At 49.9% G+C, this 20,954-nt stretch carries 16 protein-coding genes and 1 tRNA gene; 12 read left to right on the plus strand and 5 right to left on the minus strand.

Annotation, left to right across the window (positions count from 1 at the left end):
- Positions 1–106: 106 nt before the first annotated feature.
- The 4 genes from ettA (at position 107) to recN (ending at position 4,716) form a co-directional block, all read left to right on the plus strand.
- Entirely contained in the window at positions 107–1,777 is a 1,671-nt protein-coding gene (gene ettA / locus QVE43_RS12280; protein ID WP_288007568.1) for an energy-dependent translational throttle protein EttA, read from the plus strand.
- A gap of 76 nt (positions 1,778–1,853) precedes the next feature.
- Positions 1,854–2,798 (plus strand): DUF4835 family protein, encoded by a 945-nt coding sequence (locus QVE43_RS12285; protein WP_038030431.1) that lies wholly within the window; start codon positions 1,854–1,856, stop codon positions 2,796–2,798.
- Between the two features lie 3 nt (positions 2,799–2,801).
- Positions 2,802–3,026 carry a hypothetical protein gene (locus tag QVE43_RS12290; protein ID WP_038030430.1) on the plus strand — a complete coding sequence of 75 codons (225 nt, stop codon included), beginning with the start codon at positions 2,802–2,804 and terminating at the stop codon, positions 3,024–3,026.
- A 22-nt stretch (positions 3,027–3,048) separates the two neighbouring features.
- Positions 3,049–4,716, plus strand: a complete 1,668-nt coding sequence (gene recN, locus QVE43_RS12295) for a DNA repair protein RecN (protein WP_288007574.1) — start codon at positions 3,049–3,051, stop codon at positions 4,714–4,716.
- Positions 4,717–4,757: 41 nt separating this feature from the next.
- Here recN and QVE43_RS12300 read toward each other — a convergent pair whose 3' ends face one another.
- The 3 genes from QVE43_RS12300 to QVE43_RS12310 all read right to left on the minus strand — a co-directional run bounded on the left by QVE43_RS12300 (position 4,758) and on the right by QVE43_RS12310 (position 9,037).
- Positions 4,758–6,008, minus strand: coding sequence for a hypothetical protein (locus QVE43_RS12300; protein WP_288007576.1), 1,251 nt, complete (start codon positions 6,006–6,008; stop codon positions 4,758–4,760).
- 152 nt (positions 6,009–6,160) lie between these two features.
- Positions 6,161–7,453, minus strand: coding sequence for an amidohydrolase family protein (locus QVE43_RS12305; RefSeq protein WP_288007577.1), 1,293 nt, complete (start codon positions 7,451–7,453; stop codon positions 6,161–6,163).
- A 54-nt stretch (positions 7,454–7,507) separates the two neighbouring features.
- Positions 7,508–9,037, minus strand: a complete 1,530-nt coding sequence (locus QVE43_RS12310; protein ID WP_288007579.1) for a M28 family peptidase — start codon at positions 9,035–9,037, stop codon at positions 7,508–7,510.
- Positions 9,038–9,267: 230 nt separating this feature from the next.
- On the opposite strand from QVE43_RS12310, the gene QVE43_RS12315 reads away from it, so the two are divergent.
- Complete coding sequence (locus tag QVE43_RS12315; protein ID WP_288007581.1) at positions 9,268–11,286, plus strand: sensor histidine kinase; 2,019 nt, start codon at positions 9,268–9,270, stop codon at positions 11,284–11,286.
- Here the strand turns inward: QVE43_RS12315 and QVE43_RS12320 are convergent.
- Both QVE43_RS12320 and hflX read right to left on the minus strand, forming a co-directional pair.
- A tRNA-Arg gene (locus QVE43_RS12320) sits at positions 11,287–11,358 on the minus strand. It lies immediately after the preceding gene.
- A gap of 56 nt (positions 11,359–11,414) precedes the next feature.
- Positions 11,415–12,575, minus strand: a complete 1,161-nt coding sequence (hflX, locus tag QVE43_RS12325; RefSeq protein ID WP_288007583.1) for a GTPase HflX — start codon at positions 12,573–12,575, stop codon at positions 11,415–11,417.
- A 112-nt stretch (positions 12,576–12,687) separates the two neighbouring features.
- On the opposite strand from hflX, the gene QVE43_RS12330 reads away from it, so the two are divergent.
- The 7 genes from QVE43_RS12330 (at position 12,688) to QVE43_RS12360 (ending at position 20,824) form a co-directional block, all read left to right on the plus strand.
- Entirely contained in the window at positions 12,688–13,803 is a 1,116-nt protein-coding gene (locus QVE43_RS12330; protein WP_038030418.1) for a glycosyltransferase family 4 protein, read from the plus strand.
- Positions 13,804–13,892: 89 nt separating this feature from the next.
- The gene (gene rfbC, locus QVE43_RS12335; protein WP_038030416.1) at positions 13,893–14,462 is read left to right on the plus strand and encodes a dTDP-4-dehydrorhamnose 3,5-epimerase; all 570 of its coding nucleotides are present in this window, start codon (positions 13,893–13,895) and stop codon (positions 14,460–14,462) included.
- Positions 14,459–15,256 (plus strand): polysaccharide biosynthesis/export family protein, encoded by a 798-nt coding sequence (locus QVE43_RS12340; RefSeq protein ID WP_288007586.1) that lies wholly within the window; start codon positions 14,459–14,461, stop codon positions 15,254–15,256. The genes rfbC and QVE43_RS12340 overlap by 4 nt, the downstream gene beginning before the upstream one ends.
- 36 nt (positions 15,257–15,292) lie before the next feature.
- A complete protein-coding gene (locus tag QVE43_RS12345; RefSeq protein ID WP_288007588.1) occupies positions 15,293–17,767 on the plus strand; it encodes a polysaccharide biosynthesis tyrosine autokinase in 2,475 nt (824 codons plus the stop codon).
- A 7-nt stretch (positions 17,768–17,774) separates the two neighbouring features.
- Positions 17,775–18,527, plus strand: coding sequence for a tyrosine-protein phosphatase (locus QVE43_RS12350; protein ID WP_288007590.1), 753 nt, complete (start codon positions 17,775–17,777; stop codon positions 18,525–18,527).
- Positions 18,528–18,591: 64 nt separating this feature from the next.
- On the plus strand, positions 18,592–19,272 hold the full coding sequence (locus QVE43_RS12355; protein ID WP_038030568.1) for a helix-turn-helix domain-containing protein: 681 nt from the start codon (positions 18,592–18,594) through the stop codon (positions 19,270–19,272).
- A gap of 58 nt (positions 19,273–19,330) precedes the next feature.
- On the plus strand, positions 19,331–20,824 hold the full coding sequence (locus QVE43_RS12360) for a GAF domain-containing protein (RefSeq protein WP_038030410.1): 1,494 nt from the start codon (positions 19,331–19,333) through the stop codon (positions 20,822–20,824).
- Positions 20,825–20,954 lie beyond the last annotated feature (130 nt).

The raw sequence follows: 20,954 nt of genomic DNA on the forward strand, positions 1-20,954 counted from the left end.
TGCCGCATGCAAGGGGTGTGAGCAAGAGGCAGAAGCCGGGCGCATGAGCGCAAAATTTGCTAACTTGCAGCACATTTGACAACAACAGCAAATCAAAGAGGCTTGTATGAGCAACGAAAAAATTATTTTCTCTATGTCGGGGGTGGGTAAAGTATATCCGCCCAACCGCTATGTGTTAAAAGACATCTATTTATCTTTCTTCTACGGCGCCAAAATTGGCATCATTGGTTTGAACGGCTCGGGTAAATCCACGCTTTTGCGCATCATTGCGGGCGTCGATAAAGACTACATAGGCGAGGTGGTGTGGTCACCGGGTTACAGTGTGGGCTACCTGCCCCAAGAGCCGGAATTGGATAAAAACAAGACGGTGCGGGAAGTAGTGGAAGAAGGGGTGCAGGAAGTCGTAAACCTGCTCAAAGAGTTTGAAGAAATCAACATGAAGTTTGCCGAGCCCATGGACGATGAGGAGATGGCCCGCCTCATTGAACGCCAAGGGGAAGTGCAGGAAAAGCTGGACCAGCTCGATGCGTGGAACTTGGACAGCAAGCTGGAGCGTGCCATGGATGCCCTGCAACTGCCGCCTGCCGATGCCAAAATAGAGCATTTGTCCGGGGGCGAAAAGCGCCGGGTGGCTTTGTGCCGTTTGTTGCTACAGCAGCCCGACGTGCTTTTGCTGGATGAGCCTACCAACCACCTGGACGCCGAATCGGTGCATTGGCTTGAGCAGCACCTGCAACAATACAAAGGCACCGTTATTGCCGTCACACACGACCGCTATTTCCTTGACAACGTAGCCGGCTGGATACTGGAGCTGGACCGTGGCGAAGGCATTCCGTGGAAGGGCAACTACTCATCCTGGCTTGAGCAGAAGCAGCAGCGCTTGGCACAGGAAGAAAAAAACGAATCGAAGCGCATGAAGACCCTGCAGCGCGAGCTGGAATGGATTCGCATGACGCCCAAAGCCCGCCAAGCCAAAGCCAAAGCCCGCATCAATGCTTACGAAAAGCTATTGAGCGAAGAAAGCAAGCAGAAAGAAGCACATTTGGAGTTGTATATACCCCCCGGACCCCGTTTGGGCAACAAAGTGGTGGAGTTTGACCACGTGACCAAAGGTTTTGAAGACAAGCTGCTATTCGAAAACCTGACCTTTGCCTTGCCGCCCGGTGGCATCGTGGGCGTGATTGGTCCCAACGGGGTAGGTAAAACCACCCTCTTCAAACTGATTGCCGGCAAAGAAAAGCCCGATGCCGGTACCATCACCATTGGCGAAACCGTGAAGATGGCTTATGTGGACCAAGAGCATGACGTGCTTGACCCGGAAAAAACCGTATTTGAAACCATTTCCGGCGGCAACGAACTCATTCAGCTGGGCAACCGCCAGGTGAACGCGCGGGCTTATGTGAGCCGTTTCAACTTCTCGGGCTCTGACCAGGAGAAGAAAATCAAAAACCTGTCGGGGGGCGAGCGCAACCGCGTGCACTTGGCTATGATGCTGAAAGGAGAAGCCAACCTCTTGTTGCTGGACGAGCCCACCAACGACCTGGATGTGAACACCCTGCGGGCACTCGAAGAAGCCTTGGAAAACTTCGCCGGCTGTGCCGTGGTGATTTCGCACGACCGCTGGTTCCTTGACCGCATCTGTACGCACATACTGGCCTTCGAGGGCGATGCCCAAGTCTATTGGTTCGAAGGCAACTTCAGCGAATACGAAGAAAACCGCCGTCAGCGCTTAGGCGATGAAATACGACGCTTCCGTTACAAAAAACTGGTAAAATAAAGCTGTGAAGAAGCCCGCTTGCAAGAGCGGGCTTTGTTTTTTAACTTCACCACTTGGCAGAAATGCTCTTTGTCTCATGCAAAAGAAAATACTCATCATTATTATTGCGTTGCTTGTAAGCGTGCCGGCAGCTTCTGCACAGGAGCTGAACTGCCGTGTCATTGTGAACGACAAGCAAATACAGACGGCACAGACCACCGAGCGCAGCATTTTTCGCGAAATGGAGCAGGCAATTACGGTGTTCATGAACGAGCGCAGCTGGGGCACCGATGCCTATTTGCCCGAAGAGCGCATTGACTGTACGCTGGAAATTACGCTTATCCAGGGCGACGTGAACAGCGGAAACTACCAAGCTACCGCTCAGATTCGGGCACTACGCCCCGTGTACAATAGCGATTACGAAACCCCTTTGCTTATTTACGTGGACCGTCAGTTTAATTTCCGCTTTCAAAAAGGGCAACAGCTGATTTTTAATGAAAATGTATTTACCGACGACCTCACTGCCATGCTGGCTTATTATGCCTATTTTGTGCTGGCCATGGATGGCTATTCGTTTGCCGAAGAGGGCGGCGATGAGTGGGTGCAAAAGATGAACAACTTGGTGAATCTGGCACAGACCGCAGGCAATGTGGGGTGGCGGCGTGGTGACGTCCGCAACCGCTATTGGCTGGCAGAAAACCTGTTGAGCCAGCAACTGCAGCCCGTCTTGCAAGCGTATTATGTGTATCATCGCAAAGGCTTGGACTACTACACCGAAAAGCCCGAAGCCGCCGTGGAGGCTGCCATGCAGCTGGTGCGCAGCATGGGCGAAGCCGCCCGTTTGAAACCCAACGCCTTGCTGTTGGCAGTACTCAGCGACACCAAGGCGCAGGAGCTGGCTTCTATTTTGAAAAAAATACCGGCGCAGCAGCAGAAAGAAGTAACGGACATATTCCGGCGTGTGGACCCGCCCAAGGTACCTTTGTTTCAACAAGCATTTGGACAAAATGCCGCCGGCAGCTTACAAATACAAAACCGTTGAACGATGCCTAAACGTTTGGCGTATATAATGCCCGAAGACTTGCCCCGGCGGTGGGCAGAACTGCCTACGCCACATCTGCACCTTGTTGACAACGAAGGACGGGTGTGGACCATACAAGCGGATCGCCTCGACGCACAAGAGCTTTCAGGCATAGACAGCAAAGGCAAGCGCCTGACTTTTGAGCTGGGGCAATTGCAAGAAATATGGTACGACCTGCCGGCTTCATAAAAACATCCAAAAACATTGGCTCATGCTTATTCACTTGTCTATACGCAATTATGCCCTGATTGAGCAATTGGAGATGCGCCCGCATCGTGGGTTGAACGTCATTACCGGCGAAACGGGCGCCGGCAAGTCCATCATGTTGGGGGCTATTGGCTTGCTCTTGGGCGAGCGTGCCGACAAAAAAGCCTTGATGAATGAGGCAGAGAAGTGCATTGTAGAGGCTACCTTCGATTTGGCACCTTATCAGCTGGAGGCGCTTTTTGAAGAGCATGACCTGGACTATCAGGCGCTCACCATTGTGCGGCGCGAGATTAGCCCCGCCGGCAAGTCGCGGGCTTTTGTCAATGACACCCCCGTAACTTTAGAGGTGTTGAAGGCTTTGGGGCGCCGCTTGATAGACATCCACTCGCAGCATGACCATCTTTTGTTGGGCGAGGGGGCTTACCAGCTTGCTTTGCTCGATACGTTTGCCGGTAATGGGGCGCTGTTGGATGAATATCGCCGCCGTTTTGCCCATTACCGCACCACACTGCAGCGCTATGAAGTGCTTAAGCAACAAATAGAACGACAAGAGCAGGCACTCGATTATGAACGCTTTTTATGGCAGGAGCTGGAAAAGGCACAGCTGGAAGAGGGGGAGCAGGAGCAGCTGGAGCAGCGTTTGGAAAAGCTGGAGCATGCCGAAGCCATTCAGCAGGCGGCAGCCGAAGCCATGCAAGCCCTGGAAAATGAAGAATACGGGGCTGAAAGTGTGCTGCTGACAGCCGTGGAAGCGCTCAAACGCTTGCGCTCTTATTCCGAAGACTTTGGCGAGCTGCACGAACGTGCCGAAAGCGTCTTGATTGAGGTGCGCGAGCTGAGCCGCGACATAGCCGACGCCGTGGAAGAGGTAGAAGTCAACCCGCGTGAGGTGCAGCGTATTCAAGAGCGTTTGGACCTGCTTTATTCCCTGCAAAAAAAACATAAAGTAAACAGCGAGGCAGAGCTGTTGCAGCGCAAAGAGGAACTGGCGCGGCGCATCGAGCAGGCATCGGTATCGCGCGAGGAGCTGGAAGCGCTCGAAGAGGATATCAAGCGCCAAGAAAAGCAATTGCAGGAAATGGCGCTGACCCTGCGGGCACGCCGCCGGGAGCATGCCCCCCCCTTGGCAGAAGCGTTGGTAAACCTTCTGCAGGAGCTGGCCATGCCGCATGCTACCGTAGAAGTGCTGGTAGAGCCCTGTGAGGTGCTTTATGAGGGGGGCTTAGACAGAGTGCAGCTGCTGTTCAGTGCCAACAAAGGTATTGCACCGGGTCCCCTGAAGGCGGTGGCATCCGGCGGGGAGTTTTCCCGCTTGATGCTGGCCATCAAATATCTGCTGGCGCAAAAAACAGCCTTGCCCACCTTGATTTTGGATGAAATAGACACGGGCATTTCGGGCGAAACCGCCATGAAGGTAGCACGCATGATGGCCGACATGTCCAAACAACATCAGTTGATAGCCATTACCCATCTGCACCAGATTGCTGCCCTTGCCGATGCACATTATTACGTCTATAAAGACGAAGCAGGCAGCCGCACCTTCAGCCGCTTGAAGTTGTTGAGCCCCGAGGAGCGAGTGCACGAAATCGCGCAGATGATTAGTGGACAGCAGCCATCGCCTTCGGCACTGCAGAGTGCCCGTGAGTTGCTGGCACAAAGCAAAAGAGGGTAGGTTGTTGGTGTGGCAATGCCGGGCAAGCCGCCTGTTTATTGTCAGTGTTGAGTTTTTGGCTGCCCCTCAGCCGGAGTGCTCTTGTAGAAAGGAATCTGCACGTAGCCCTGCCGGAAGCGATTCGGCAGGCGGGGCAAGTGAACGGCGAGCGTATGCAAGCCGGGGGCAAGGGCATGAAGTGGAATGTAGGTGGCTATGCCTTTCTCTTTGGTTTGGGGGTGGGTAAAGTAAAACCACTGTAAAGCATCAAATGCTTTGCCATTGAGCGAAACGCGGTAATGTCGCGCAAGGGTAGAGATATTGGCTTGTTTGGGGTCAATGCCTGCCAGTCTTTCTATGTACCCTTGGCGTACGACGAAAAGGCGCACCACCGGCTCGTCAACTATATCGGAAGGAATGCTTGCCAGTTCAATAAGTGCCCCTTCAGGACGCAAGTTATCATAGAAGCGGGCTTCTATTTGCTCGTTGTTTTGCTGAAGATGAAGGTAATGCAGCGGATTGCCCCAATGAATCAAGCCGCCATAAGTGTAAGCCGTACTGAGCACGGCAATACTGACAAACACCAGCAAATACAGGTCAAACTTCCAGCGCTTAATGTTGGTAGCAATGGTGTAGTAAGCCGTACGATAAAAGAAAGCCAGAGAAAGCAAAGAAAAAAAGCGGTAAACCCGGTAGTAAAGCCGGGCAATGCCTGCCTGCTTTTTTAACCAACCGAAAGTAATGAAATCGAGCAGATACAGAAGACCGGCAGACAGCAAGAAGCCGGCGGCAAGGCGCAGCAGCAAAAACCACGATTCGCCCAGCGCATAACGCAAGCCTGTGTGGGGCACCAGTGCCAGCAATACCGTGAATATGCTCAAGATGACCCATGCCGACAATACCGACAAGCCAAACACCAGCCCGGCCGTGTGGTGTAGTTTCTCTATGAAAGCGCGATTGCTGCTTAGGTGTTTCTGAATGAAGCTGCGAAAAGGCTCTTGTTGGGGAAGCTTTTCGGGGCGTATGTCTTGCGGAAAGGCAATGCTTAGACCTACCATAGCCACCCAAAAGCCACGGCAAATCAAGTGTAAGCCAAAGCCAAAAATAAGGGCTTGAATAGCCGTAATGACAAAGTGAAAGATGAGAATGTTTTCAAAAAAGCCACTTTGTTCAAAAAGCAGTGTGCTGAATCTGTGCAACCATTCGTTCAACTGCATAAGTACAAAAATAGCCCCACCGGAGATGAACAGTTCCGGTTCCCAGTTGTTGTTTTGCCAAAAAGCAAGTTTGTCTTTCGTTTCGTGGCTATGCATGACAATAAGCATTTTCATTTGCACGAAAGATACCTTCTTTGAAAAACAAACTTGGTCAGCGGTTTGACTTTTTTCAGGAAAAACAGAAAAAGCGACTACTCACGGCAGCTTGCCGGCAGTCGCTTTTTGCAAAAAAGACAAGCAAAGTTTTTCTATTCTCTCAAACCGTATTTTTTGCTGTAAATATGATACAAGCGGGTCTGTTTGCTTTCAAGCGTAATGTCTCTACCTTGAATAAAGGCACGCTCTATTTGATTGCTGCGCATGTCGAGGGCATCGCCGCGGGAAATGAACAACGTAGCATCTTTGCCCACTTCGAGGCTGCCTGTCTGCTTGTCTATGCCCAAAATACGGGCATTGTTGAGGGTAATCAACTGTAATGCTTCTTCGGGGGCCAAGCCATAAGCCGCCGCCGTACCGGCCGTAAAGCCCAAATTGCGGCTTCCCATGGCTTCCATATCGCCGGCATACTGCAGGCCTACCAAAACACCGGCGCGGAACAAAAGCGCTGCTTGCTTATAGAAATGGTCCACGTCACTGTCTTCATAGGGGGGGAGGTCATGCACCCGGTTGAGCAATACCGGCACTTGGTGCTCTTTCAGAAAACCGGCAATGAGCCATGCTTCGGTGCCTCCAACCAACACCACGCGGCGGATGCCCATTTTTTTTGCAAACTGAACGGCTTCCACCATTTCGCGTGCCCGGTCGGCGTGCACATACAGTGTTTTGCTGCCGTCGAACAAGCCACGCATGGCTTCAAATTTTAAATTTACTTCCCCGGCTTGGCTTTGCTTGGCATAGGCTGCCGCTTCGGCAAAAAAGTCTTCTATGTATTGCAGCTGCTTGCTGCGTTCTTTGTTGGGCTCAATGGGGCTCTGCCAGCCGCGGCGCCGGAACATAGGCACCCAGTTGAGGTGAATGCCGTCGTCGGCTTTCAGCACGGCTTCTTCCCATGTCCATCCGTCGAGCATCATAATAGACGAAGTGCCCGAGATAACCCCACCGCGGGGCGTCGTTTGTGCAATCAGCACACCGTTGAGGCGCACAGTGGGGATAATCTCCGAATCGGTATTGTAGGCAACCAGCGCCCGTACATTGGGGTTGTACTGCCCGGTTTCGGCAAAGTCCAAGGTCGCACGCACCGCATCGATTTCACGCAAGCCGAGCGTTGTGTTGGGCAAAATAAAGCCGGGATACACGTGCTTGTTACGCCCGTCGATGACTTCTGCCCCTTCGATGCGGATGGGGTCTTGGCTGATGTCCGTAATTTTGCCTTGCTCAAAAGCCAGGTAGGCATGTTGCATGACTTGTCCGGTGCCCAGGTGCAAAGTAGTGTTTTCTATCACTACCGGACGGCTCTGTGCCGGCGCCGGCGCCGGATTTTGGGCGTGGCTTGCCAAGCAAAAGAGCAAGCCGGATATGAGTAAAGTGTATAGCTTATGCATATTGTTTGAGGTTTTAATACTTTTGTTAACAACGATACGAAAGTTTGGTTTATTTTAAAAAACTTTTTCAAAGCGTCGCACCCATTGTTTTTGTTTCGCTTCCACCTTGATGAAATACACGCCGCGTGCCCATTGAGAAATATCTAAGCGGATGTTTGCCGTGCTTGTTAAAGATTGCTCATGTATGAGTTTACCTTCGTTATTGAACACCCGGAGGGTGGCCTGCGGCTTTACGCCGTTTAGTTGAATGTGCAGCTCTTGCCCCGCCGGATTGGGATATAGCTGCAGCCCTTGCGGTTGCGGCGTATCGTTGTTGAGTGGCGGGGAGGCGGGTTCGGCAGGAGGGGTTTCGTCTTTAACATAAAATTGCCATTGCCCCTTGCCCAGTGAGTCGGTAAGGATGCCGTCTGCACCGGATACCCAACCGAAGGGGAGGGTCACATAATAGCCCTGCCCGGGAGCAAGCTTTTCACTCAAAGCTATTTTGATTGACTTCCCTTGAATATGATTTTGCTGAAGCGTGATGCTTTGCACCACTTGGTCATCTGAGCTACGGTGAATCTGCAACTTGCCGCCAAAGTATTGCAGTGGGCGGTCATAGTCTATGAGCAGGCTGTCCGGCTGCGACCGGTAGAGGCTGTCGCCGGCTTGTGGGCTGAGGCGCTCGATTTGGGGGGGCACTTCGCCGGCAAAATGCAGCAGGGTAGCCAGGGCAGCCTGCACCACTTTGTGGAAATAGGGGACATCCATATTTTGCAGCAAGTCGGTGCTGCTATGATAGTGTGCCGTTTGGTAGCTTTCATAAAAGCCCATGATATTGTAGCCTGCTGCCTCAAAGGGCATATAGTCCGACGCATAGGCATGGCTGACCACGGCATTTAGGGAAGTGTACAGTTCCGTGATGTTTGCCATTCTTTGGGTGAAATGTGCCGAAATGGCATTGTTTACCGTAGAAGTATTGCTTTCGTCGCGCTCGCAATGCACAAAAGTATTGTTTTTGTTTTTGTCGCCGCCCACTTCATCCAAATTGATGAGTGCCCGGATGGCGATGTGCCGGGGAACAGCCACTTCCGATACGTAGCGCTTGCTGCCTACGAGTCCTACTTCTTCGGCGCTGAAATGCACCAGGCGTACCGAGTAGGGCAGGTTCCAAGATTGTATGATACGGGCAATTTCGAGTAGCGCCACGGTGCCGCTGCCGTTGTCGTTGACACCCGGTCCATTGGGCGTGCTGTCGTAGTGGGCGGTCAAGTAAATGTAAATGTGAGGGAACAGGCTGCCTTCTTTGGTAATGACAATGTTATACAGGTTTTTTTGGGTATAAGAAAAGGCGTGCTCGCTGATTTGCTCCGGGGCGTAGCCCATGTCCAAATAGCACTGTTTTATCCACGCACGCGTGGCTTCCAGATTTTGGCTACCTATGTTCTTAATACCCAGTTGCTCATATTCCTGCAGGAGCGCTTGCAGGCGGCTAACAGATACTTGATTGACCGCCCCGGCGATGTCGGCCTGCACACTTTGCGCAGCCGCCGGAATGACTGCCAACGTCCACAGTAACGAAATAAAGAGAACAATTTGCTGCATTTTCTTGCTTTTATAGGTAAAAAGTATGAAATTCTGAGCACCTTCTCTTCGCGGGAAATTCCCCCGGGAATTGGCGAAGCTACTACATTAAAAATACAAAATAAAAACTATCTGTGCGGCACCGGAAAAGGCTTTTCTATACTTACATATTGTCCCTGCTATGGGTGTTTTTAAGCGCGATACTGGGCGGGTGTCAAAGGCAAAAGCTTAGCTCACAGCCCCGGATGGAGATGTATTATGTAGTTTTGCCGGCCGACAGTTTCCGTGTGCAGTCTATTGAGCAGGCTGCTTTGCCTTGGAAAGCCGTGCCGGCCAAGGGGCTTAGCCTGGGGGTATTGCCCCATAAGGAAGTATGGCTCAAGGTAAGGGTCGTTTTGCCGGAAAAGGAGGGGTGGCAGCGGGTAATAGCTGTAGGGAATGCGTTCCTGGATGAAGTCGTGTTTTTTAAAAAAGACGTGGCGGGGAGGCGGTGGCAACCGTGCTGGGGCAGTGCCGCCGGGCAGCAACATATATCGATATTTCCCCGCTGTGCAATAGAGGATACTACTGCTGCTTTTCTGCTGAAAATACGATCTGAAACACCGCTGGTACTGCCCGTTTACTGTCTGTCGCCGCAAGAGTTGCATCAGAAAGAAGCTGCCTATTTTCTGTTCTACGGTCTTTCAACCGGCTTTACTGCCTTGCTTTTTTTGTTGTCCTGCTTGGCATGGGGCTACTTTAAAGAAGGTGTGTATTTTTATTTTACCCTTTTTCTATTGGGTGCCGGCATTACATTGAGCATTAGTGCGGGTGTTCCGCAGTGGTGGTTTCATTTGCCGGCGGCAAGTGCAAAATTAGCTTTGAGTTCTGCTATTGGTATATGGATTATTGGCGCCGTGGGGCTGGTGCGCACGTTGGTGCCCCGCAAACACATGCCGGCTTGGGGGGGAGTTTCCCTGAAGTTTTATTTGGGATTCGGTTTGGCGTGCCTGTGGGGAAGCTGGCTTTTTTCTTATGCGCTCATTTCTGCTTTGGCAGGCAGCCTTGCTGTTTTGATGAATGTCGTAATGACTTATCTGGTATGGTTAAGCTGGCGGCGGGGCGAGCGTGCCCTGTTTTTTTTGATGATAGGCTGGGGCATCTATTCGCTCTGCATGGGGGTGTATGTGATGGCAGCCTTGACGGGTAACAGTTTGTTTTTTGCGCGTTATCATTGGGCAGAGGTGAGTGTGCTGCTGCAGAGTTTATTTTTCGTATTGGCTTTGTTTCACCGCTATGCTTTGTGGCAAACCGCTCAAATGCGGGAACGCTTGGCAATAGAAGAAGAAAAAGCCGAGTTGTATCAAAACACAAGCGAGCATTTGCAAAAAGACCTGCAAGAGAAGCTGCAGAACTTGCAGCAGCAAAAAGAAGAAATAGAAACGCAAAATGAAGAATTGTTGCAACAGAGTATTCAGTTGGCGGAGCAGCGCAAGCAAATAGAACAGCAGTTAAATGAAATCAAAAAGTTAAATGCCGAGCTGGAGCAGCGTGTGGCAGAACGTACCGCCGAGCTGAAGGCATCGAACGAACGTTTGTTGCAATATGCACGGCAGGTAGAAGATTATGCTTTTGCCTTGGCACATAACCTGCGGGCGCCTTTGGCACGCATGATGGGTTTGGCGCAGCTCATAGAGATGGAAAGCAAGGGGGGAGCGACAGCAGCTGTGGGCGTTTCGGTAGATACCTTGGTGCAGTCAGTAATAAAGTCGGCTTATGAAGCCGATGCGGTTCTGCGCGATTTGAACGAAATCGTAGCCATACGTTCAGAAGGCTTGGTGGAAGTACAGCTGGTACCGGTGCAGGAGGTAATAGCCGAAGTACTGCAGGGCTTAAAGACGCGCTATCTTTTCCCTTTTTCTTTGGAGGAAGAATATCAAGTGAGTGTGGTTCATGCCAATCGTACCTATTTGACAGATATTCTTGAAAGCGTTTTGGATAACTGTTTTCGCTTCCGGAATCCTGCACGAGCGCTTGTTATTCGTGTCCGGGTGTTTGTGTCAGGCGACTTTCATGTAATAGAGGTAGAAGACAACGGCTTGGGCTTGGATGTCGATGCTTTCCACTCCAAAATACTGCATCCTTACCAGACCTTTCACAGCAGCTCCGGGAAGGGGATGGGGTTATATATGGCACAAGTGAAGGCAGAGGCCATGGGCGGGAGCATATCTGTCAGCGGCGAGCGCGACAAAGGTTTGTGCGTGCGTATTTCCCTTTCTGTCAAAAAATAGTGCCCCCGGCAGGAATCGAACCTGCACCGAGAGTTTAGGAAACTCCTGTTCTATCCATTAAACTACGGGGACAACTTCCAAGTGCAATTATCTGAAATCACCTCTAAATTGTCAAGAATGCAGAGTATTTAAGGCGTGTTTAAATAGTTGGGGTAGATTTGGTAGAAACGTTCTTTTACAATTGACAGCAGCTTGCTGCGCAGCTCATCGATGCCCTGTTTTTGCAGTGCCGATACCGCTGCAATGCCCCGCACTTTGCCTACCCAATGGCTTTGTTGCAATAGCTGCGGCAGCTCCTGCTTTTCAAGCGGCAGCGCATCTACCTTGTTGAATACCAGTAGAATATCCTTGTCGCCGGCGTCAATCTCCTGCAGTGTTTGGTTGACCACCTCTATCTGCTCATCGAAAGAGGGATGGGTGATGTCCACCACATGCACCAGTATGTCGGTTTCCCGCACTTCATCCAGGGTAGATTTGAAGCTTTCGACCAAAGTGGCCGGCAGTTTCCGTATGAATCCTACGGTGTCGGCAAGCAGGAAGGGAATGCCGTCCCATACTACTTTTCTTACCGTGGAGTCGAGGGTCGCGAAAAGTTTGTTTTCTGCCAACACGTTGCTTTTGGTAAGCAGGTTCATGAGGGTTGATTTGCCCACGTTCGTGTAGCCTACAAAACTCACACGCACCATGCTTTGGCGCTGCTTGCGGCGGGTTTGGTTTTGTTTGTCTATTTTCTCAAGCTTTTTCTTGAGTAAAGCTATCTTTTGTTTTACAATCCGGCGGTCGGTTTCTATTTCTTTCTCTCCGGCCCCACTACGCGTGCCCGTGCCGCCGCGTTGGCGTTCGAGGTGGGTCCAAAGACCGGTCAGGCGCGGCAGGAGGTACTCATATTGTGCCAGCTCCACCTGTGCTTTGGCTTGGGCTGTTTGTGCCCTTTGCGAGAAGATATAAAGTATCAATAGATTACGGTCATAAATGCGCTTGTTGAAATATTTTTCCAGATTGCGCACTTGCGAAGGGCTGAGTTCATCATCAAAAATAAGGGTGTCTATTTTGTGTTCTTCAATATACTGTTTGATTTCTTCCAGCTTGCCCTTGCCCACAAAGGTGCGCGGGTCGGGGCGTTCAAGGCGCTGAATGAAGCGCCCTTTGACATCGATGGAGAGGGTTTGTGCCAGAAAAGCCAGCTCATCCAAATACTCTTCTACTCTTTCGCGGCTTAGTTTGGGGGTTTGCAGTGCTACCAAAACGGCACTTTCGTTTTCTTTTAACTCTTTGAAGTTATCAATCATAGGCTATGTTTACAGTGCAAATTGTGTTAATTTGCAAAATTAGTGTTTTTGTTTAGCTCTTTTATAAAACAGCCATCCTTTTGAATTTCGTTCAATAGAATTTACACGTTCCATGCATAAAATAGCATTGGTGGCTAACAGCAGTTGGAATTTGCTGCACTTTCGTGCGCCCCTTATCCATCATTTTCTTGCACAAGGCAAGGAGGTGTGGGCTATTGCGCCTTATGACGAATTCACGCCGGCGCTCCGGCGCTTGGGTGTTCTTTATTTGCCTTTGCATATGCAAGCCAAAGGGGTGAATCCACGGCAAGATTTGCAGACTCTGTGGCAGCTGTATACTTATTACCGTAAGCATCGCTTCGATGTGGCTTTACATTTTACGGTGAAGCCCAATCTTTATGGCTCGGTGGCTGCCCGGTGGGCGGGGGTGCGCTCGGTGTGTAATGTATCGGGTTTAGGTACGGTCTTTCTGCACGCCACGCCCGCCACGCGCGTAGCCCGTTGGATGTATCGTTTGATGCTGCCGGCAGCAGACTGGGTTTTCTTTCAAAATGAAGACGACCGCCAACTCTTTCTGCGCAAGCGTCTGGTACGGGCAGAACGCTCCGGTTTGGTACCCGGCTCGGGTATCGATACTTCTTATTTTGTGCCCTCGCCCTTGCCTGCTGCCCGTCCTTTTACTTTTCTTTTGATTGCCCGTGCACTTTACGACAAAGGGGTAGTGGAGTTTGTAGAAGCCCTGCGCTTGCTCCGGCAAAAATATGCGCTTGAGGTGCGGGGGATCCTCTTAGGCAAAATAGCTGACTGCCCGACGGCGGTGGATATCCCGCGCGAACAGATCGAGGCTTGGGTGGCAGCCGGCGATATTGAATATGCCGGTGTGCTTGATGATGTGCGCCCGCTGATTGCGGCGGCAGACTGTGTGGTGCTTCCTTCCTACCGGGAAGGCACCTCTCGGGCTTTGCTCGAAGCGGCTGCCATGGGGCGCCCGCTGATTGCCACCGATGTGCCGGGGTGTAACAATATTGTGCAAGAAGGCGTAAATGGATTTCTGTGCAAGCCCGCCGATGCTCACTCCTTGGCTATGTGTATGAAGCGCATGATGGCGCTGCCCGTAGAGGTGCGTGAAAGCATGGGACAAGCAGCGCGCCGTCGTGTAGAAGCACATTTCGATGTGCAACGGGTCATAGAAGCCTATGAGCGTGTATTGCAGGCTTTGAAGCCCTGATGCCTGATTGTTTTTCCGGGCAAAAGTTCTATTTTTGTTTGAAATCGCTTGTGATTTTATAAAGAAAGTTACGAACCCGTTTAAGTATTATGCTTGTAAAACCTACGACCATCGAGGGGGTATATGAAATATATCCCCGTGTATTTGAGGATGAAAGAGGTTACTTTTTCGAGTCTTTTCAGCAGGAAAAACTGCGAGCACAAGGCATTGATGTTGCTTTTGTGCAGGACAATCAGTCTTTTTCGAAGAAAGGCGTGTTGAGGGGGCTGCATCTGCAGCTGCCGCCTTATGAACAAGACAAGCTGGTGGGCGTCATATGGGGAAGTGTCATAGATGTGGTGGTGGATATACGCCCCGGGTCGCCTACTTTTGGGCGCTGGGAGGCATTTCATTTAGACGCACGTGAGCATAAGCGCTTGTTTGTGCCCAAGGGCATGGCACATGGCTTTGTAACACTCGAAGATACGGTCTTTGCTTATAAATGCAGTGAATACTATCATCCGGAGGCTGAGTCGGGTATTGTGTGGAACGACCCTGACTTGGCTATTGATTGGGGTGTAAGTGCGCCTATTGTATCGGGCAAAGACCGGCAGTTGCCTTCCTTTAAGGTATTTTGCGAAGAAGTACTACCCAAAATCAAAGAATTTTATACGCCATGAGGGTCTTGTTGACAGGAATCGCGCTGCTACTCTTGCTTACCTCTTGTGGGGTGTACAGGCAAAGCTTGTTGCTACAGACAGAGCGCGACATTATTTATGACAGTTTGCTGGAAAAGCGTTATGAGGCAGAAAACAACTACATACTGCGCCCCTATGAGGAGTTTCAGTTGCGGGTGTACAGCAATCAAGGCGAGGAAATACAAGTAGTAGATGCACTGAACGGCGGGGTAGGGCAACAAGGAGGCACAAACCCGCAGATGTTTCAAACGCAGCAGGGGTTTTGGGTCTATCGCATTCAGGCCGATAGCACCGTGGTGCTGCCTTTGGTGGGCAGGCAGAAACTGGCAGGTTATACACTTGTGCAGGCCGACAGCCTGCTGTCCGTAGCCTATAGTGCGTATTATAAAGGCGCTTTCGTGAAAATAAACCCCACCAGCCGGCGGGTGGTAGTATTTCGGGGGCAAGAAGCCACCGTCTTGCCTCTGAAGCATGAAGGCATGACCTTGCTGGAAGTGCTTGCCGAAGCGGGGGGCGTAAACAACCAAATGCGCCTCACGAACGTGCGCTTGGTACGTGGTAGTTTGCAAAACCCCAATGTGTATGTGATTGACTTAACTACGGTGGAAGGCATGCGGCGCGTCAATATGGAAGCGCTTCCCAACGACATCATTTATATAGAACCCCTGCGCCGGCCCTTTATTGAAGCATTCAAGGATGTATCGCCGGTGGTTAGTATGATTACCGGCTTGAGCACCTTCGTGATTAGCACCATTTTGCTTACCCGGCAGTTTTAAATGGAAAAATAAGCGTAAGTTGAAGCAGCCCCACCCATGAAAGAGGAAGAATTAAAAGCCATAGCCCATTATCAAGCTAATCCATATTCCTTCGAGACCCCGTCGTCCGGGCAAGAAGAGCCGGGCGTGGACTGGGCTAAAGTAAAGCTTATTTTTCGACGTCATTGGTGGAGTGTGCTGCTTTTTCCGCTTCTTGCCTTTTTAGGCGGTTACCTGTTCCTTCGCTATACCAAGCCGCTTTATCAGGCAGAAGTTACCCTGAAGCTGATCCCCAAGGCAGAGGTGCAATTTTCGCCCTTTGGCAATGTGATGCGCCAGGAATGGGATAACTTAATGGCCGGTGAGCTGGAAGTCATTCAGTCGCCGCTTATTTACAGCCGGATTATAGACGCTTTGCCCCTGCGCGTGGGTTACTATGCCGAAGGACGCATCCTGGAAAAAGAGTTATATAAAACGGCCCCCATAGAGGTAAGGGACTATGAGATAAGTGACCCTGCTTGGTACGAGCGTAAAATTTATTTTGACTACGCCGGTAATGGAAGTTACCGCTTAAAAGTGAAGGCGGGCGAACAAACACAAGAGTATGAAGGCACGTTGGGGAAGCCGCTTGCAGTTGACGGCATGCGCTTGCTTATTCATGCCAACGTTCCGGAAAATGCTTTGCAGGAATTTTCAACCCCCTTGTATTTCGTATTTCACACTGACAATTACCTGTATAAGTACCTTCAAGGCAATTTGGAGGCGCGCATTGCCAATCAGGCGGCTAAGGTAATACAGATTACATTCCGGGGCTATGAGCCTTACAAAACATATGAAATCATCAAGGAGGCAGTGGAGGCATATACAGCGGTAAGCATTGATATTAAGAATAAGGCCAATAAACAAAAAGAGCAATGGCTTGAGCAGAAAATACAAGAAACAGAGGCAGAGCTGGGGGGCATTGAAAGGGAAATAGAAGCGTTTATCATTTCAAACAAATCGCAAGAAGTAGGCGATAATATAGAAGACTATATTCAGGCTATCAAAAGCCTGACAAAGGAGAAAACCCTGCTTGAAGAGCAAGTAGCGGCCCTTAATAAAGTAGAGCAGCTGCTTGATGATACCACCACCCGCCCTTACTCTTTCTTTTTTACTGCCATAGAAGACGAGTTTATTCTGCAAAACTTAATGAAGCTCAATGAACTGAAGCAGTCACAAGCACAGCTGCGTTTATCAGTCAACGAAAACACTTTGTTATACAGAAAAAGCACCATGCAGGTAGCCGCTTTAAAAGAACAAATGCGTACCTATATTGCCGAGAAGCGGCGCTATCTGCTTGCGGAATTGTTTAAACTGAATCGCCAAATTGAACGATCGGAGTCCGAGTTTGTTGGTATCCCTTCCCGAAACCGGTCTTTCAATAAACTACAGCAAAAGTACTCGCTTATTGAACGGTATTATAACGAATTACTTAGTCAGAAGATACAATTGGGTTTGGCGGCAGCCGGTACCGTGCCTGATTTTGAGGTGCTGTCTGCGCCCGTTGTACCTCACCAGCCGATAGCTCCCAATCGCCGTAATGTTTATTTGGCTTCCATAGGGAGCGGAGTTGTACTTACCCTCTTATGGCTCGTGATACAGTACTTGCTGCACAATACCGTTGAGTCTGTGCAAGACTTGGAGCGCCTGACCCGGCTATCTGTATTGGGTAGCTTGCCCAGAAGCCGTAAAAAGGATATGGCGGTGTCTCAAATAGTGGTGAACGATAACCCCAAATCGTTTGTGAGTGAGGCGTTTCGTACCATACGTACAAATCTTGATTTTATGCTACCGCCCTCACCCGATAAAACACTAAGCAGATTTAAAAACACGAGCATTGCCATATCATCTACTATTAGTGGGGAGGGCAAGACTTTTACTACCCTTAATTTGGGGGCTATTATTGCCATGTCCGGATTGAAAGTAGTTTTGGTTGACTTAGACCTCCGCAAACCCCGCTTGCATCTTTCTTTGGAGTTGCCTAACCACAAGGGCGCCAGCACCTTGCTTAGTGGACAACATGATATAGCAGCCTGTGTGCACCCTACAAGTGTGGAAAACCTCTTTGTTATTCCGGCCGGTCCCATACCCCCCAACCCCTCTGAACTGATTTTGCGTGAGACCTTCACTACCACATTAAAACACTTAAAGGAAAAGTATGATGTGGTCATACTGGATACTCCACCGGTAGGGTTAGTTACAGACGGTATGTTAATTATGAAGCATGCGGACCTGCGTATATTTGTGTTGCGTGCTTCTTACTCCAAGCGTTTGTTTGTCAAAAGAATAGAACAGATGGTTAAGGCACACCGCCTTGACCGCGTGGGATTGGTTCTAAATGCCGTGAGCAGTGAAGAACACGGCTACGGCTATGGCTACGGCTATGGCTACGGCTATGGCTACGGCTACGGCTACGGCTATTATGGTGATGAAAACGTGGAGAGTACTTCTATCTGGCATCGCTTGAAGCATATACTACAACGAAAAAGATGAAAAAAACATGTGGTTTGCCTTTTGGGGGAGTACACGCCGGCGTGAGAAGCAGTTATTTACCTGGATTTCCAATCATTTAGGTGCCGATTTGCACGCACATTGGCTGCCTGCCATCGATGATGGCGTAAAGACTCTTACAGAATCTCTCGATATGCTGCTACTTATGCGGCATATGGGATGGCATACCACCGTGGCTACGCCTCACATACTGCCGCCCCATTACCCCAATACACCCCATACCATTGCCGCTGCCTATAAGGAGGTGAAGACACAGGCGGTGGCTGCCCCTTTGCCTCGCACTGCCTATGCCGCCGAGTACTATGCCGATGAACACTTGCTCGATGCACTGAAACAGAACGAAACGCTGCTTACATTTGGAAAGCAGTATGTTTTGCTTGAACTGCCTGTATTTCAACAGCCGGCCCTGCTTGCCGAAGTGCTCTTTGAGTTGCGTCACCGGGCTTATGTGCCCGTATTGGCGCACCCGGAGCGCTACCTTTACATAGGAAAGCCACTGATAGAGCTTTGGCGCCGCTATGACGGACTCTTCCAATTGAATTTGCTTTCTTTTATAGGCTACTATGGCGCCGGCGTGCGCAAACAGGCCGAAGCTTTGCTCAAAGAAGGAATGGCTGACTTTGTAGCTACCGACGCGCACCATGTACGGCACTTAGAAGTCCTGCTAAAAAAGCTACCGCTTTCATCTGCATGGAGAGGGCTGCAAAGGCATGCTTTTAAAAATTCGCTTTGCTTGCTGTAATTTTTTTTCTTTGCGCCTTGTTGCCTATCATATAGGTCCTGTTTTTTTGGAAAAACACATAGTTATGGAATGGCAAGAGCTAAAGCGGCTGGTGCGGCAAGGCGAGGGCTTGCATCTCGAATTCAAACTGAAATCTTCACACCCGGAAAAAATCATTAAAGAGATGATTGCCTTTGCCAATACCGAAGGCGGCATTTTGATAGTAGGTGTAAGCGATGATCTGAAAATAAAAGGCGTAAAGTTTCCGGATGAAGAATTATACGTGCTGCGGCGTGCCATACAGAAACACATACAGCCGGCTTTGGAGTATCGCCTGGATGTGCTCCAAGTAGAAGACCGGAAAGAAAGGGAAGTGCTTATATTTAACATCCCCAAATCACCGACACTGCTTTACTTTATAGACGAAAGCGGCAGCAAAAAAGTATATGTGCGGGTCAATGACAAGACCATACAGGCAAGCAAAGAAATGCGTGTCATCCTGCGGGAGAAGCGGAAAAATAAATCTTTCCGTTTTCGTTATGGCACCAAAGAGCAGCTGCTGATGCGCCACCTGGCTGAGCATGGACATATCAATGTATCCACTTTTGCCGAAGTAGCCGGCATTACAAGACGTATGGCCTCCCGCACGCTTACTTTACTGGTGTTGGCAAACGTGCTTACCATTTTGCCGCAGGAGCAAGGCGAAGACCTTTTCCGGGCACTTGATCCGGAAGAAGCACACTCACAAACAGCCTTCAATAAATGAAATAAGGTGTAAGAGAATGGCAAAGTTTTTTTATATTTCACTTTCAAAGTGAGTGCCTATGAAATTATTGAACAATCTGCCTTTGCGACTGATTGCCTTGGTGGCAGCCGCTTTTTCCATGCTGTTGCTTTTTGCCTACTTCGCTACTGTGTACTACAAAGGCATTAAGATGAAGCATGTCAATACGGTAGCATTGGCAGTAGAGACCGGTCGCTTGGCAGATGAAATCGCCGGCATGGTAGAAGTGTGGGCTACTACGTCCGATACTACCGTTGTCCTTTCTCATTCTGCCGATAAGTTGGAACAGCTGCGGGCACGCTACACCACCTACTTGGAAGTGCTGCAAAGTGGGGGCGTGCATACCATCGGTAACCGGCAGAAAGTGCAAATTGTGCGGGTCAAAGAAGCCGAAGCAAAGCTAAAAGAGCTGCGTAAAGACTGGAAGGAACTATCGCCTTCCATAGAATGGTTGGTGCGTTACTTGAGTGGTATGCCCGAAGCCCGTCAAGCTACTTACGACAGGGCGTGGGTAAGTATTCAAGCCTCTGAATTTGCAAGTAAAAACAATGCCTTGAAGGCAATTTATTTGGACTGGGCTCAAAAGCAGGAGCATGTTCAATATGTGTGGTTTTATACCTTGCTTAGCCTGACCGTATTGCTGTTTTTTATCTTGTTTATTGTGGGGCGTTACTTAATTCTTCAACCTATACGCCAGATAGCAAGGGTTACGGCTTTGCTGGCCAATGGGCAGCTGGGCGTGAAGGTAACACACTACAACAACAATGAGATAGGTACCGTAGCACGCAACCTGAACCGCATTTCCGAGACACTCTACCATGCTTCCGAGTTTGCCAAGGAAATAGGGCAAGGGAATCTCGATGCACAATATAAAGGCAGTAAAGAAGTACTGAGCGATACGGAAAACAACCTCATCGTGATTCTCGAGCAAATGCGGCAACAATTGAAAGAAGTAGCCCGGCGCGACCAAGAAGAGCGCTGGATAGAAGCAGGGGTCGCTCATTTCGCAGGTGTACTGCGCGGCGCCTCCAACTTGGCGCTTGATGAGTTGGCCTACCTCATTGTTTCCAATCTCGTAAAATACATGGACCTACAGCAGGGAGCCATCTATTTCGTTGAAGAAAATATTGCCAAAACTACCCTTAAGCTTTATGCAGCCTATGCCCTGAACAAGCGGCGCTATATAGACAAAGAATTTTTGCCCGGCGAGGGGCTTGTGGGGCAAGCTTTTCGCGATAAAAATATGATTTACCTCGAAGATGTACCCCCGACCTTCGATAAAATAAGCTCTGCTTTGGGCGGTGCCAAGCCCCGTAGTGTATTGGTGGCACCATTGAAGCTGAACGAAAACGTATATGCGGTAGTGGAGTTGATGAGTCTGACCCCCATACCCGAATACAAACGGGACTTCCTGGCACGCGTATCGGAAAACTTGGCTTCGGTGATTCTGACTGCCAAAAACAACGAGCGTCTTCGAAAAATACAGCAAGAAACCGAAGAAGTGGAAAAACGCATCAAGCGGCGAGGGGTTTAGGAAACTATATCAACCAAACCAAAAAAGAGAGCTGTGGAAGCGAAAGACTGTTTCCGCAGCTTTTTTATTTGCCATAATCATTTTTGCGAAAATTCGCTTTTTGAAAAAAATACACTTTTTTATTAGTTTC

The sequence above is a fragment of the Thermonema sp. genome (genome assembly GCF_026003375.1).
Classification (GTDB): domain Bacteria; phylum Bacteroidota; class Bacteroidia; order Cytophagales; family Thermonemataceae; genus Thermonema; species Thermonema rossianum.